Here is a 13,740-nt window from a genome sequence, read left to right as displayed (position 1 = left end):
GGGAGAGCCCGGAAACACCACTCTTGCGCGAGTGGCGGAACGGCAGACGCGCTGGCTTCAGGTGCCAGTGTCCTTAGGGACGTGGGGGTTCAAATCCCCCCTCGCGCACAAGGGAGAAGCCCCCCAGACCAACGGTCTGGGGGGCTTCTTCGTTCCCGGTCTCCATTGTTTCTGTTTCACGTGAAACGTCGGGTTCGGCGGGTGCTGGGTGGCTGTGAGGCTCAACAGGGCTTACGGGGTTTGTGGGGGTGTTCGTGGTCGGGGCGCCCGCCGAGTCGAAGCGGTGGAAGGCCGCCGCGGTTGCGATTGCGGTCTTGGCCGATCCGGGGCGGGCGACGAGGAAGAGACTGAGGTCGAGGCCGAGGAAGAGGAAGAGGCCGAGGAGGTCCCCTGTGTCTGACCAGGGCGGATGGTTGCCCACCGGTCGCGGATCAGGTTTTCCACAGGGGCAGACGGGTTTCGGCCCACGGAGATACCTTCGTCGGAATTGATCTGCGACAGGGCGAAGGGCCGGGAGCGCAGGGGAGCGGGGGAGGCTGCGCACCATGGGTGAAATCGAAGCGATCGTGCCGGTTCAGCGGGCCGCGGAGGGTGACCCGCGCATTCCGGGCGTGCCCGGATTCGCGCGGAGGGGGACCGGGGCGGGCGGGGGCGCGGCACGGTCGCCGCGGAAGGAGGGCAAGGCCCTGCGGGCGAGGGTGCCGAGGGCCTCGCACGCCTTCCTGGACCTTCCGGCCGGGCGACCCGACGCGGTGCGGGCGGTGGAGGAGTCGAGCAGGGGCAGGGTGGCGGCTCTCACTCCGATCCGGGTGGGCCGGATGGCGGCCACCCCCTTCGCCTTTCTGCGCGGGTCGGCCGGGCTGATGGCCCATGACCTGGTGGGCACTGCGGTCAGCGGGGTGGGCGCCCAGCTCTGCGGTGACGCCCACGCGGCCAATTTCGGGCTGTACGGCGATGCGCGCGGCAGCCTGGTCATCGATCTGAACGACTTCGACGAGACCGTGTTCGGCCCGTGGGAGTGGGACCTCAAGCGGCTCGCCACCTCGCTGGTGCTCGCGGGGCGCGAAGCGGGGGCGGACGAGGAGACCTGCCGGCGGGGGGCGTACGACACGGTGGGGGCGTACCGGCGGACGATGCGGCTGCTGGCCAAGCTGCCCGCGCTCGACGCCTGGAACGCCATTGCGGACGAGGAACTCGTCTCGCACACGGACGCCAGGGACCTCCTCGGGACCCTGGAGCGGGTTTCGGAGAAGGCCCGCAACAACACCAGCGCCCGTTTCGCGGCCAAGTCGACCGAGGACTCGGAGGACGGCGGGCGTCGCTTCGTGGACGCGCCGCCGGTGCTGCGGAGGGTGCCGGACGAGGAAGCCGCAGCGGTCGCGGCGGCGCTCGGGGACTACCTGGGCACGGTCTCCGAGGACCGTGTGCCGCTCCTCGCCCGGTACGCGATCCACGACGTGGCGTTCCGGGTGGTCGGCACCGGAAGCGTCGGTACCCGGTCGTACGTGGTGCTGCTGCTCGACCATCGTGGGGAGCCCCTGGTGCTTCAGGTGAAGGAGGCGCGGCCCTCCGTGCTGGCGCCGTACCTGCCGACTGTCGGGTTCGAGGTGCCGGAGGTGGCCCACGAGGGGCGCCGGGTGGTGCTCGGGCAGAAGCGGATGCAGGTCGTCAGCGACATCCTGCTGGGCTGGACGACCGTGGACGGCCGCCCGTTCCAGGTGAGGCAGTTCAGGAACCGCAAGGGCAGCGTCGACCCGGCGGCGCTGGCGGCCGACCAGGTCGACGACTACGGCCGGATGACCGGTGCGCTGCTGGCCCGCGCCCATGCGCACAGCGCGGATCCCCGGCTGATTGCTGGTTACTGCGGCAAGAGCGAGGAGCTGGACGAGGCCGTGGCGGCGTTCGCGGTGACCTACGCGGACCGTACGGAGGCGGACCACACGGAGCTGGTTCAGGCCATAGGTTCGGGGCGAATAGCGGCCGAGCTGGGCGTCTGAGAGGGCCGGGGCACCCGGCGACGGCCCGCGCGGGGCGCCGGGGGCGTCCGGTGGCGCGGTGGACGGCGCCCGGAACGTTCTGCGGCAGGTCCGAGGAGTGGCCGGGGCGGCAGCGGTTGCGTGTTCGAGGAGCGTGGAAGCCGACCACGTGTCCTCCGGGCGCGGCCCGTGGCCATACGCTGGACGGGTGACCCACGAAGCCGCCGGAGTGCCGACCACCCGGAACGACGATGACCGGCAGGACAACGACCGGCAGGACGGGCGGCATGCCCGGCACGAGGAGCACGTTTTGGACGAGCCGATCGAGGAGCAGGGCCGGCCGGACGGTTCCGGTTCGGGACCCGGTGCCGAGGACGGTACGGGCCCGGCGACGGGCGGCACCGGCGCCCTCGGCGGGGCGCCCGACGGGGTGGCTGCGGACACTGCTGGAGAGGCCGGGGCCGCAGGCGGCGACGGCCGGACCGGTGACGCCGCTGCCGACGGGGGCGTGGGCGACGCCGCTGCGGAGGAACGGCCCGAGGCCCGGCTCGCGAGGGCGGTCCGGGTGGCGGAGCAGGCGCTGATCGAGTTCGAGATCGCGGTGGAGACCTTCCGGGTCGAGGTCGAGAACTTCTCCCGGCTGCACCACCAGAAGCTCGGCCCCATGTACACCCGCCTCGACGAGCTCGACGCGCAGATCGCGGAGGCCCGCGCCGCCAGGACGGGCGACCCGGAGGACATCCGCAAGGCGCAGGAGGCGCGGGCGGTCGTGATGCCGATGCCCGGTGTCGACGAGCTGTTCCACGACTGGATCGACTCGGACGGGCTGTCCCCCGAGGCGGCGGCGATGCTGACCGAGCAGCCGGTGCGGCCGCCCAAGCGGGTCAGGCCGACCGAGGAGGCGCGCAGGCTCTACCGCGACCTGGCCCGCAAGGCCCACCCGGACCTGGCGCAGGACGAGACGGAGCGGGCCCGCAGGGACGAGTTCATCGCCCGGGTGAACGCCGCTTACGGGCGTGGGGACGAGGCCCTCCTGAGGGAGCTGGCGCAGGAGTGGGAGGCGGGCCCCGCACTGCCGGAGACGGAGCTCGGCGAGAGCGAGGAGCTCTACGCCCGGCTGAACTGGCTGACCCAGCGCAAGGAGCTGCTCACCGTGCTCGCGCAGGAACTGGAGGAGAGCGCGATCGGCGCCATGCTGCGGATGGCGCCCGACGACCCGGACCGGCTGCTCGACGAGATCGCCGAGCAGTTGCTGGGCGAGGTCGCGCAGCGCGAGGCCGAGCTGGCGGGCCTGGTGCAGTAGCGTTCCCGGTGACCCTGGAGCGTACGTACGAGAGAAGGCATGACCCATGAATTTCGCCCCGCTGCCCTCGGTGGACGTCGCGGCGGTTCCGGCGGACGGCTTCGTGCTGGACGTCCGGGAGGACAACGAGTGGGCGGCCGGACACGTCGAAGGCGCCCTGCACATCCCGATGAGCGACTTCGTGGCCCGCTACGGCGAGCTGGCCGAAGCGGTCGCCGACGGTCGGCGCGTGCATGTGATGTGCCGGGTCGGTGGCCGGTCCGCCCAGGTCACCCAGTACCTGGTGCGGCAGGGCGTCGACGCCGTGAACATCGACGGCGGCATGCTCGCCTGGGACGGTGCCGGACGCCCGATGGTTGCCGACGGCGAAAGCCCGGCCTTCGTGCTCTGAACCGGCCTGTCCGGCCCGTTCGGCTCGCTCGGCCCGTTCGGCTCGCTCGGCCTGTCCGGCTCGCTCGGCCTGTCCGGCTCGCTCGGCCTGTCCGGCCCGCTCGGCCTGTCCGGCTCGCTCGGCCTGTCCGGCTCGCTCGGCCTGTCCGGCTCGCTCGGCCTGTCCGGCCCGCTCGGCCTGTCCGGCCCGCTCGGCCCGTTCGGCTTGCTCGACCTGTCCGATCGGGGCGGGCATGCGGTGCCGGGGCGACGCCGGACCGGTCGGTCTTGCGGGCCCGCACGGCTTTCCGGGGCTTGCTCGGCCTTCGGGCCTGCTCGGCGTCGGACTGGTCGGCCTTCCTGGGCCGCGCGGCCGGGCGTACGTCGTCGGGGTGGGGGCGCGGGCGTCAGTCGAGGAGGTGCGCGGCCAGCAGGTCGCCCAGGGCCTCCTCGTGGGCCGCTGCGGGGCCGAGGGACAGTTCGATCTGCTTCGCCCAGGCGTGGAAGCGGTGCAGCGAGTAGTCCGTGTCCGCGCCGAAACCGCCGTGCAGATGCTGTGCCGTCTGCACGACCCGGCGGATGCCGTCCGATGCCCAGATCTTCGCCACGGCGATGTCGCCCTCGGCGGGCAGGGCCCCGTCGGTGCCGGTGGAGATCCGCCAGGCCGCCTGCCAGAGCGTCACCTCCATGGCCCGCAGGTCGATGTACCGGTCCGCGGCCTGCACGGCGACGGCCTGGAACGTCGCGATCGGGAAGCCGAACTGCTCGCGTTTTCCGGTGTATTCGCTCGTCATGGCGAGCACGGCCTCGCCCAGCCCCAGCGCGAGCGCGCATGTTCCGGTGGTGAGGAGGGCCCGTAGCCACTCCCAGGCCCCGGCACCGTCGATCAGCGCGCGCCGGTCGACCCGCACCGACCGCAGCCGGACCTCGGCGAACCGCTCACCGTTGGTGGAGACCTGCTCGGCCAGGCCGACGCCGTCCTGGTCCGGCCGGATCAGGGCGACCACGGCCCGTCCCTCGCCGGTGTGCGCCGGGACGGCGATCCAGTCGGCCACCTGCGCCCACGGCACCGCCGACTGCACCCCGTCGAGCACCCACCCCGAAGCGGCGTTGTCGGCATCCCCGGAGACCCCGTCCGATAGGTGGTCCTTCGTGGTCGTCTCCCGGCGTGCGGTGACGGCGAGTTCGGCCGGATCGTGGCCCGAGCGGCCGTTGGCCCCGACGGTGAGCACCAGCTCGCCCCGGCCCACCAGGGGCAGCAGCTCGGCGGCCAGGCCGGGGTCTCCGTACCGCTGGAGCGTCATGGCGACCGCGCACGTCTCCAGCAGCGGCACCCGGGCGAGCACCCTGGCGGATTCGCGCAGCACCAGGCAGAGCGCGATGGGGTCGAGTCCGGCCCCGCCGTGCCGCGGCTCCAGGGTCAGGCCCAGCAGGTCGCCGACGGCGAGTTCGGCCCACAGCGGCCGGTCGATGTCCTCGGCCACCGCACCCGGTGTGAGCGCGGGGCTGGGCACTCGGTCGGGGGCGGCACCCGAGAAGACTGCTCGCGCCGCCTCCGTGGCCGCCTGCTGTTCCTCGGTGAAGGTGAAGTCCACTGTCCTGCCTCCCGCGAACCGCTGCTCTCGTACCCAGATCTGACGGCCCGTCAAGATAGAACAGGTTCTACGAGAAGGGAACAGGGATGAGAGAGGGGGGTAGCAGGCGGTCAGCGGTCGAAGTCGAGTTCCACCTCCGGGGTCATCGGATGCGACTGGCACGCCAGCACGTAACCCGCCTCCGTCTCGTCCGGCTCCAGCGCGAAATTCCGGTCCATCCGGACCTCGCCCGAGACCAGGAAGGCCCGGCAGGTTCCGCACACCCCGCCCTTGCAGGCGTACGGGGCGTCGGCACGGCTGCGCAGCACGGTCTCCAGCAGCGATTCGCCCTTCTCCACCGGCCAGGTGCCACAGCGGCCGTCCAGGGTCGCGGTGAGTCGGCTGTGGGCCGGTGATTCGGTCCGGGTGCGGGCGGGTTCGCCCGGGGCGTCGTCCACATGGAAGATCTCCTGGTGGATGCGGGCCCGGTCGACGCCCAGGTCGCGCAGCGCCCGGTCCGCGGCCTGGATCAGCCCGAACGGGCCACAGAGGTACCAGCCGTCCACCTCGGTCACCGCAAGCAGCGCGGGCAGCAGTTCGGTGAGACGGTCCCGGTCCAGCCGGCCGGAGGGGAGACCGGCCTGCTGCTCCTCCCGGGAGAGCACTGTGATCAGCTGGAACCGGTCCGGGTAGCGGTCCTTGAGGTCGGCGACCTCGTCCAGGAACATCGTGGAAGCGGCCGTCCGGTCGCTGCGGATCAGGCAGAACCGGGCATCCGGCTCCCGCGCCAGCAGTGTGGCCGCGATGGACAGGACCGGTGTGATCCCGCTGCCCCCGACGATCGCCGCGAAGCGCCCGGGGCGGGGCGTGAGCACGAAGCGGCCCATCGGAGGCATCGCCTCGACCACGTGGCCGACGGCGAGTTCCTTCAGCGCGTACGTGGAGAACGCGCCGCCGTCGACCAGCCGGATGCCCACGCGCAGCACCGGATCGTCCGGCGCCTCGGTGGCGGGGGAGCAGATCGAGTACGAGCGGCGGATCTCCTCGCCGTCGACCGTGTGGCGCACGTTGAGGTGCTGGCCGGGCCGGTGGCGGAAGGTCTCGCGCAGCTCGGGCGGTACGGCGAGCGTGACGGCCACCGAATCGTCCGTGAGCCGTTCGATCGCGCGGACCCGGAGCGGATGGAACATCTACAACTCCTTGAAGTGGTCGAACGGTTCGCGGCACGTCACGCAGCGGCGCAGTGCCTTGCACGCGGTGGAGGAGAACCGGCTCAGCAGTTCCGTGTCGGTCGAGCCGCAGTGCGGGCAGCGCACCGAGAGCGTGAGCGGCACCGGGCCGCCCGCGGAGGCCGCGGCATCGTGCGGGCGAGGGGGTGCGATGCCGAACTCGACCAGTTTGCGCCGCCCCTCCGCGCTGATGTCGTCCGTGGACCAGGCCGGTGAGAGCACGGTGACCACGGAGACCTCCGGTATGCCGTGGTCGTGCAGCACCCGTTCGATGTCGGCGGACATGGCCTCGATGGCGGGGCAGCCGGTGTAGGTCGGGGTGAGGCGCACGGTGACCCTGCCCGGGCCCAGGACGTCCACGCCCCGGAGCACACCCAGCTCGTCCAGCGTCAGCACGGGCAGCTCGGGGTCGGGCACGGAGCCCGCGAGCCGGTGCAGCTCCTCCTCCAGGAGCGTTTCGGTCACCATGACGCCCCCGGGTGGCTGCGGTGCAGGTGCTGCATCTCGGCGAGCATCCGGCCGAAGGGCTCGGTGTGGATGCCCTGGCGTCCCGCGCCTGCCGTCCATGCCCCGGCCTGGGGGCCGGTCGGCAGGGTCAGCGTGGCCCGCTCCAGGACCGCGGTGACGGACTCCAGCCAGCCGCTGTGCAGCGACTGCCAGTCGACCTCCACGCCCTCGACGGGCTGGAACAGCTCGCCGGTGAACCGCCACAGGGCGTCCGCGGCGCCCTGCATCCGCTCGTGGCTCACATCCGTCCCGTCGCCGAGCCGCAGCGTCCAGTGCTCGGAGTGGTCCTGGTGGTACGCGACCTCCTTGACGGCCTTCGCCGCCAGACCGGCGAACGGGCCGCCGCCCGCCGCCAGCTGCTCGTACAGCAGTCGCTGGTAGGTGGAGAAGTAGAGCTGGCGGGCGATGGTGTGGGCGAAGTCGCCGTTCGGCTGCTCGACCAGCTGGACGTTGCGGAAGGCGCGTTCCTCGCGCAGATAGGCCAGCTCGTCCTCGTCCCCGACGAGGGAGAGCAGCACCCGGGCCTGCCCCAGCAGGTCCAGGGCGATGTTGGCCAGGGCCACCTCTTCTTCCAGTACCGGGGCGTGACCCGCCCACTCCCCCAGCCGGTGCGAGAGCACCAGCGCGTCGTCGCCCAGGGCGAGGGCCGCGGTCACAGGTGCTTCACCCCTTCCGGGATCTCGTAGAACGTGGGGTGCCGGTACGGCTTGTCGCCGGCCGGCTCGAAGAAGGAGTCCTTCTCGTCCGGTGAGGAGGCCGTGACCTGCGCGGACGGGACCACCCAGATGGAGACGCCCTCGGAGCGGCGGGTGTACAGATCGCGGGCGTTGCGCAGGGCCATTTCCGCGTCCGGGGCGTGCAGGCTGCCCGCGTGGGTGTGGGAGAGCCCGCGGCGCGAGCGCACGAACACCTCCCACAGGGGCCATTCGGTCGAGCTGCTCATGCTGTCGCCTCCCCGTTCCGTACGGTCGCGGTCCGCGCCGTCGTGTGTGCTGTCGAGTGCTTCTCGGCGTAGGCGGCCGCCGCGTCACGGACCCAGGCGCCCTCCTCGTGCGCCCGGCGGCGCTGGCCGAGGCGCTGCTCGTTGCACGGGCCGTTGCCCTTGAGGACCTCCTGGAACTCCTTCCAGTCGATCGCGCCGAAGTCGTGCTGTCCGCGCTCCTCGTTCCACCGGAGGTCGGCGTCCGGGAGGGTGAGCCCCAGTGTCTCGGCCTGGGGGACGCAAATGTCCACGAAGCGCTGCCGCAGCTCGTCGTTGGAGTGGCGCTTGATCTTCCAGGCCATCGACTGTGCGGAGTGGGCCGAGGCGTCGTCCGGCGGGCCGAACATCATCAGGGACGGCCACCACCAGCGGTTCACCGCGTCCTGCGCCATCTCGTGCTGCGCCGGGGTGCCGCGGCTGAGGGCGAGCAGCAGCTCGTACCCCTGGCGCTGGTGGAAGGACTCCTCTTTGCAGATGCGGACCATCGCGCGGGCGTACGGGCCGTAGGAGCAGCGGCACAGCGGCACCTGGTTGGTGATCGCCGCACCGTCCACGAGCCAGCCGATGGCGCCGACGTCCGCCCAGGTCAGCGTCGGGTAATTGAAGATCGACGAGTACCTCTGGCGGCCCGCGTGGAGCTTGTCGAGCAGCTCCTCGCGGCTGGTGCCGAGAGTCTCCGCGGCGCTGTAGAGGTAGAGGCCGTGCCCCGCCTCGTCCTGCACCTTGGCCATCAGGATGGCCTTGCGGCGCAGCGAGGGTGCCCGCGAGATCCAGTTGGCCTCCGGCTGCATCCCGATGATCTCGGAATGGGCGTGCTGGGCCATTTGCCTGACCAGCGAGGCGCGGTACGCCTCGGGCATCCAGTCGCGCGGCTCGATGCGCTCGTCCGCCGCCACCGCGGCGTCGAACGCTGCCGCCAGGGCCTCGTCCGCCCCCTCGGGGCCGCCCGCTCCCGCCTGCGCCGCCTGGTCCGCAGTCACTGCCGCCATCCCGGACTCCCTACCGACCGATCGTTCGGTTCATCGTCTTCAATGGTGAGTCGGCGGCCCGTAGGGTGTCAACCCTGTGGATAACTGGCCGGGGAGCGACGGGGATCGGGGCGGGATGGATTCGTACGACGACAGGGGCGCCGGGAGCGGTGACGGCGACGCCGGGCCGGGGACGATACGGCTTGAAAACGCCCCTTCCGCCGTTGCCGAGGGGGCGGCGGGGACGAGCCCCCGCGGCGGGATGGCGGCCCTGTCACTTCCGTACCAGATCGTGGCCGCGATCGTGCTGTCGGTGATCGGGCTGGTCGCCTGCACCCATCTGGTGATGGTGTTCCTGCACGTCGCGCCCTCGAACACGCTGACCAAGCGGCACGGTGAAGCGGTCGACGACTGGGTCTACCCCGAGTTCGAGCAGAACTGGAAGCTCTTCGCCCCGAACCCGCTCCAGCAGAACATCGCCGTGCACGTCCGCGCAGAGATAGCGGGTGCCGACGGCCGCCGCACCACTCCCTGGATGAGTCTTTCCGGCGAGGACGGCAAGGCGATCCGCGGCAACCTCCTCCCCAGCCACATCCATCAGAACGAACTGCGCCGCGGCTGGGACTTCTACCTCAACTCCCACGACAACGAGAACCGGGCCAACGGCCTTCGTGGCCGGCTGTCCGAGCAGTACATCCGCCGCATCGCGATGCTGCGCCTGAGCGAGCACGACTACGGCGGCACCGTAGAGCGCATCCAGATCCGCTCCGAGACGCGGTCCGTCGCGGCACCCGGATGGAGCGAGGAGAAGATCAGCACGAAGCCGTCCTACCGGGTGCTGCCCTGGTGGAACGTCACCGCCGCCGACCTTCCCGCGGACGCCGAGGGGGCGGACAAGTGAGCACGCTTTCCTTCGACCGCAAGGTCGCCCGCGCCGTCCAGCGCATTACCTCCTCGGCCTTCGGCCCCTACCAGAGCGCCGTCATCCGGATCGGTTTCTCGGCGACCTATCTGCTCTTCCTGCTGCGCGAGCTGCCGCACCGCCACGAGATGTACGGCCCCGACGCCCCGTGGCGCTGGGACATGGCGCAGCAGCTCATATCCGGAAACCAGGCCTTCACCGCTCTCATGTGGTCGGACAGTGCGGTCTGGTTCGAGATCGTCTACGCGATCGCGCTGCTCTCGGCGGCGCTGCTGATGGTCGGCTGGCACACACGGGCCATGTCGGTCCTCTTCATGGCAGGGGTGCTCTCCCTGCAGAACCGCAGCATCTTCATGGGGGACGGCGGCGACAACGTCATCCACCTGATGGCGATCTATCTGGTGCTCACGCGCTGTGGACGGGTCTGGTCGCTGGACGCCCGGCGTGCGGCGCGGGCGGCCCGTGCGGCGGAGGCGGAGGAAGCGGAGGGAGCGGCGCGGGGAACGGGCGTGGAAGCCGATGTTCCGCGGCGCCGGGTGCGGGGGAACGTGGCCGGCCCGGTCCTCTGGGCGGTGCTCGGCGTGGTGCTGATCGCGGCCAGTGCGACGGACGGGCTCGGCGGTACCTGGTGGCTGCCCACGCTCCTGTGGATCCTGTGGATCGGCGAGGGCGCCTGGTGGGCCGTGAACCGCTACGCCCCGCGGAGCCAGACGCGCATCCTGCTCGACGTCATCGCCAACCTCGCCCACAACGCGACCCTCGTCGTGATCATGGCCGAGGTCTGCCTCATCTACGCCACGGCCGGCTGGTACAAGATCCAGGGCTCGCGCTGGCAGGACGGCACGGCGCTCTACTACCCGCTCAAGCTCGACTACTTCACGCCGTGGCCCGCGCTGTCGGACCTCCTCGCCTCCAACGGCGTGATGGTGATGGTGATCACGTACGGCACCGTCATCGTCCAGGTCGCGTTCCCCTTCACCCTGTTCAACCGACGGGTCAAGAACGTCCTGATCGTCGCCATGATCTGCGAGCACGCGGGCATCGCCCTGCTGCTCGGGCTGCCCTTCTTCTCGATGGCGATGATCGCCGCCGACTCGGTCTTCCTGCCGACCGTCTTCCTGGTCTGGCTGGGCGGCCGGGTGACCCTCGTGCGGAAGCTGCTGTTCTCGCGCGGTGACGGGGTGCCGGAACAGCGGCGGGCCGCCGAGGACGAGGAGGCCCCGCAGCGCAGCGGCGACGGGGGCCATACGCTCGTCGGGTGAGCAGCAGCAGTGAGAGCGGCAGTACCGGCCGTACCGGTGACGCGTCCGCAACGGTGGCGGGACGGGCTCCTCGGACGGGGCCCGTTCCCCCGGCAGGCCCTGTCCCCCAGGCAGACCTTGTCCCCCCGGCGGATCGGGCTTCCTCGTCGGAGAGCGTTCTGTCGGAGAGCGTTCCGGCAGGGGAGCACGGACCGTCCGTGGAGCCGATGCAGTACGACGACGGATTCGGGACGGAAGTGGGCGTCGGACCGCACCCGCTGCCCTGGCCCTCGGACGAGCGGTACGACCCCGAGCTGCTCGCCCACGGCGACCGGCGCAACGTGGGCGACGCCTATCGGTACTGGACCCGGGAGGCGATCGTCGCCGATCTGGATCTGCGGCGGCACGACTTCCACGTGGCGGTCGAGAACTGGGGCCACGACTTCAACATCGGTTCGGTGGTGCGCACCGCGAACGCCTTCCTGGCCAAGGAGATCCACATCGTGGGCCGACGGCGCTGGAACCGGCGGGGTGCGATGGTCACCGATCGCTACCAGCACGTGCGGCACCACCCCGACACGGAGTCGCTGACTGCGTGGGCGAAGGCCGAGGGGCTGCCGATCATCGGGATCGACAACCTGCCGGGGGCGGTGCCGCTGGAGCGGACCGAGCTGCCGCGGCGCTGTGTGCTGCTCTTCGGGCAGGAGGGCCCCGGACTGACCGAGGAGGCCCGCAGGCATGCGGCGATGGTGTGCTCCATCGCGCAGTTCGGGTCCACCCGGTCGATCAACGCGGGGGCCGCGGCCGCCATCGCCATGCACGCATGGGTGCAGCGGTACGCGGAGATCCCGGAAGGCTGAGGACCGGCCGCCGGGCGAGCGCGGCGGGCCGGGGAGGCGTGGGTTGTCCGGGCCGGACGGCCCACGCCTCCCCGGTGGTCACGCCTGGCGGCGGACCTCCACCATGCGGAAGCGGTTGGCGACGAAGGCTGCGTCGCACAGCGCCGCGTTCGCCGCCGGGTTGCCGCCCGAGCCATGGAAGTCGGAGAAGGCCGCGGTCTGGTTGACGTACACACCGCCGGTCAGGTTCAGCGACAGCTGGGCCGACTCGTCCAGGCAGACGTCCACCACCGCGCTCTCCACCTCCGGCGAGGTGGTGTACGCGCCGACCGTCATCGCGCCCTTGTCCCGGACCGTGCGGCGGAGCAGGTCCAGGGCGTCGGAGGTCGAGTCGACCGCCACCGCGAAGGCGACCGGCCCGAAGCACTCCGACAGGAAGTGCTCCTCGTCGTCCGGCTTGGCGGCGTCCAGCTTGACGACGACGGGGGTGCGGACCACGGCGTCGGGGAATTCCGGATTGGCCACCTCGCGGGAGGCCAGGGCGACCTCGCCCCGGTCCGGAGCGGCCTCCAGGCGTGCCTTCACGTCCGGGTTGACCAGGGCGCCGAGCAGCGCGTTCGCCCTGGCGTCGTCGCCGAGCAGGCCGGTCACCGCACCGGCGAGGTCGGCCACCACCTCGTCGTACGACTTGTCGCCGGCGTCGGTGGTGATGCCCTCCCGGGGGATCAGCAGGTTCTGCGGGGTCGTGCACATCTGGCCGCTGTACAGGGAGAGCGAGAACGCCAGGTTGGACAGCATGCCGCGGTAGTCGTCCGTGGAGTCGACGACGATCGTGTTGACCCCGGCCTTCTCCGTGTAGACCTGGGCCTGTCGGGCGTTGGTCTCCAGCCAGTCGCCGAACGCGGTGGAGCCGGTGTAGTCGATGATCTTGACCTCGGGGCGGAGCGCGAGGGTCTTCGCGATGCCCTCGCCCGGCCGCTCGGTCGCCAGCGCGACCAGGTTGGGGTCGAAGCCCGCCTCGGCGAGCACCTCACGGGCCAGCTGCACCGTGAGCGCGAGCGGCAGCACGGCGCGCGGGTGCGGCTTGACCAGGACGGGATTGCCGGTGGCCAGGGAGGCGAAGAGGCCGGGGTAGCCGTTCCACGTGGGGAAGGTGTTGCAACCGATCAGCAGCGAGACGCCGCGCGGTGCCGCGGTGAACGACTTGTGCAGCTCGAGCGGGTCGCGCTTGCCCTGGGGCTTGGACCAGTCGGCGCTTCCCGGCGTGCGCACCTGCTCCTCGTAGGCGTACGCCACGGCTTCGAGGCCGCGGTCCTGGGCGTGCGGGCCGCCCGCCTGGAACGCCATCATGAAGGCCTGGCCGCTGGTGTGCATCACGGCGTGACCGAACTCGTGGGTCCGGGCGCTGATCCGGGCGAGGATCTCCAGACAGAGCAGGGCCCGGGTCTCGGGTCCCGCCTCCCGCCAGGCGCCCATCCCCGCACGCATCGCCGGCAGCAGGACGTCCGGGTCGGCGTGCGGATATTCCACGCCCAGCTCCGGCCCGTACGGAGAGACCTCCCCGCCCGTCCAGCCGTCGGTGCCGGGCTGGCCGAGGTCGAGCCGGGTGTTCAGCACGGCGTCGAAGGCGGCCTTGCCCTCGGCGGGGCCCAGGCTGCCGGGCGCACCGCCCTCGCCGTACGCCTTCGGATGCTCGGGGTGCGGGGACCAGTAGGCGCGCGTGCGGATCGCGTCGAGGGCCCGGTCGAGCGTGGGTCGGTGCTTGTCGGAGAGCAGTTGCGGGGAGAGCTCGGCGGCCATGACGGACCAACTCCTCGTCGAGCTGGGCAG

13 protein-coding genes and 1 tRNA gene are annotated in these 13,740 nt (G+C 71.6%); 7 read left to right on the top strand and 7 right to left on the bottom strand.

The annotated features are described in order from the left end of the window. The first annotated feature begins 25 nt into the window (after nt 1-25). The 4 genes from OCT49_RS17075 to OCT49_RS17060 all read left to right on the top strand — a co-directional run bounded on the left by OCT49_RS17075 (nt 26) and on the right by OCT49_RS17060 (nt 3,670). Nucleotides 26-108 (top strand) — tRNA-Leu (locus tag OCT49_RS17075). 437 nt (nt 109-545) lie between these two features. Next, on the top strand, nt 546-1,997 hold the full coding sequence (locus OCT49_RS17070; protein WP_283852756.1) for a DUF2252 domain-containing protein: 1,452 nt from the start codon (nt 546-548) through the stop codon (nt 1,995-1,997). Nucleotides 1,998-2,184: 187 nt separating this feature from the next. Beyond that, nucleotides 2,185-3,279 carry a J domain-containing protein gene (locus OCT49_RS17065; RefSeq protein WP_283852755.1) on the top strand — a complete coding sequence of 365 codons (1,095 nt, stop codon included), beginning with the start codon at nt 2,185-2,187 and terminating at the stop codon, nt 3,277-3,279. Between the two features lie 46 nt (nt 3,280-3,325). Continuing rightward, a complete protein-coding gene (locus OCT49_RS17060) occupies nt 3,326-3,670 on the top strand; it encodes a rhodanese-like domain-containing protein (protein ID WP_283852754.1) in 345 nt (114 codons plus the stop codon). Nucleotides 3,671-4,055: 385 nt separating this feature from the next. Here the strand turns inward: OCT49_RS17060 and OCT49_RS17055 are convergent, their stop codons facing one another. From OCT49_RS17055 to paaA, 6 genes are all read right to left on the bottom strand, one after another. Continuing rightward, complete coding sequence (locus OCT49_RS17055) at nt 4,056-5,243, bottom strand: acyl-CoA dehydrogenase family protein (protein ID WP_283855823.1); 1,188 nt, start codon at nt 5,241-5,243, stop codon at nt 4,056-4,058. Nucleotides 5,244-5,353: 110 nt separating this feature from the next. Then, on the bottom strand, nt 5,354-6,412 hold the full coding sequence (locus OCT49_RS17050) for a 2Fe-2S iron-sulfur cluster-binding protein (RefSeq protein ID WP_283852753.1): 1,059 nt from the start codon (nt 6,410-6,412) through the stop codon (nt 5,354-5,356). Further along, nucleotides 6,413-6,919 (bottom strand): 1,2-phenylacetyl-CoA epoxidase subunit PaaD, encoded by a 507-nt coding sequence (gene paaD, locus OCT49_RS17045; protein ID WP_283852752.1) that lies wholly within the window; start codon nt 6,917-6,919, stop codon nt 6,413-6,415. Further along, a complete protein-coding gene (gene paaC, locus OCT49_RS17040; protein WP_283852751.1) occupies nt 6,913-7,614 on the bottom strand; it encodes a 1,2-phenylacetyl-CoA epoxidase subunit PaaC in 702 nt (233 codons plus the stop codon). Before paaC ends, paaD begins: the two co-directional genes overlap by 7 nt. Beyond that, on the bottom strand, nt 7,611-7,901 hold the full coding sequence (paaB, locus tag OCT49_RS17035; RefSeq protein WP_093548044.1) for a 1,2-phenylacetyl-CoA epoxidase subunit PaaB: 291 nt from the start codon (nt 7,899-7,901) through the stop codon (nt 7,611-7,613). The genes paaC and paaB overlap by 4 nt, the downstream gene beginning before the upstream one ends. Beyond that, entirely contained in the window at nt 7,898-8,929 is a 1,032-nt protein-coding gene (paaA, locus tag OCT49_RS17030; RefSeq protein WP_283852750.1) for a 1,2-phenylacetyl-CoA epoxidase subunit PaaA, read from the bottom strand. Before paaA ends, paaB begins: the two co-directional genes overlap by 4 nt. Before the next feature lie 115 nt (nt 8,930-9,044). On the opposite strand from paaA, the gene OCT49_RS17025 reads away from it, so the two are divergent. From OCT49_RS17025 to OCT49_RS17015, 3 genes are all read left to right on the top strand, one after another. Next, on the top strand, nt 9,045-9,809 hold the full coding sequence (locus OCT49_RS17025) for a DUF5819 family protein (protein WP_283852749.1): 765 nt from the start codon (nt 9,045-9,047) through the stop codon (nt 9,807-9,809). Further along, complete coding sequence (locus tag OCT49_RS17020) at nt 9,806-11,092, top strand: HTTM domain-containing protein (protein ID WP_391725864.1); 1,287 nt, start codon at nt 9,806-9,808, stop codon at nt 11,090-11,092. The genes OCT49_RS17025 and OCT49_RS17020 overlap by 4 nt, the downstream gene beginning before the upstream one ends. 206 nt (nt 11,093-11,298) lie before the next feature. Further along, nucleotides 11,299-11,931 (top strand): TrmH family RNA methyltransferase, encoded by a 633-nt coding sequence (locus tag OCT49_RS17015; protein WP_283855822.1) that lies wholly within the window; start codon nt 11,299-11,301, stop codon nt 11,929-11,931. A 78-nt stretch (nt 11,932-12,009) separates the two neighbouring features. On the opposite strand, the gene paaN is transcribed toward OCT49_RS17015, so the two are convergent. Then, nucleotides 12,010-13,710, bottom strand: coding sequence for a phenylacetic acid degradation protein PaaN (gene paaN / locus OCT49_RS17010; RefSeq protein ID WP_283852747.1), 1,701 nt, complete (start codon nt 13,708-13,710; stop codon nt 12,010-12,012). Nucleotides 13,711-13,740 lie beyond the last annotated feature (30 nt).

This window comes from Streptomyces sp. ML-6 (genome assembly GCF_030116705.1).
Classification (GTDB): domain Bacteria; phylum Actinomycetota; class Actinomycetes; order Streptomycetales; family Streptomycetaceae; genus Streptomyces.
This window is presented reverse-complemented; position numbering and strand designations above follow the sequence as displayed.

Excerpts from the sequence above, each read along its gene's own strand:
- OCT49_RS17070 (WP_283852756.1), top strand. The coding sequence starts at position 546 with ATGGGTGAAATCGAAGCGATCGTGCCGGTTCAGCGGGCCGCGGAGGGT.
- OCT49_RS17060 (WP_283852754.1), top strand. The coding sequence starts at position 3,326 with ATGAATTTCGCCCCGCTGCCCTCGGTGGACGTCGCGGCGGTTCCGGCG.
- OCT49_RS17050 (WP_283852753.1), bottom strand. The coding sequence starts at position 6,412 with ATGTTCCATCCGCTCCGGGTCCGCGCGATCGAACGGCTCACGGACGAT.
- paaD (WP_283852752.1), bottom strand. The coding sequence starts at position 6,919 with ATGGTGACCGAAACGCTCCTGGAGGAGGAGCTGCACCGGCTCGCGGGC.
- paaB (WP_093548044.1), bottom strand. The coding sequence starts at position 7,901 with ATGAGCAGCTCGACCGAATGGCCCCTGTGGGAGGTGTTCGTGCGCTCG.
- paaA (WP_283852750.1), bottom strand. The coding sequence starts at position 8,929 with ATGGCGGCAGTGACTGCGGACCAGGCGGCGCAGGCGGGAGCGGGCGGC.
- OCT49_RS17025 (WP_283852749.1), top strand. The coding sequence starts at position 9,045 with ATGGATTCGTACGACGACAGGGGCGCCGGGAGCGGTGACGGCGACGCC.
- OCT49_RS17015 (WP_283855822.1), top strand. The coding sequence starts at position 11,299 with ATGCAGTACGACGACGGATTCGGGACGGAAGTGGGCGTCGGACCGCAC.
- paaN (WP_283852747.1), bottom strand. The coding sequence starts at position 13,710 with ATGGCCGCCGAGCTCTCCCCGCAACTGCTCTCCGACAAGCACCGACCC.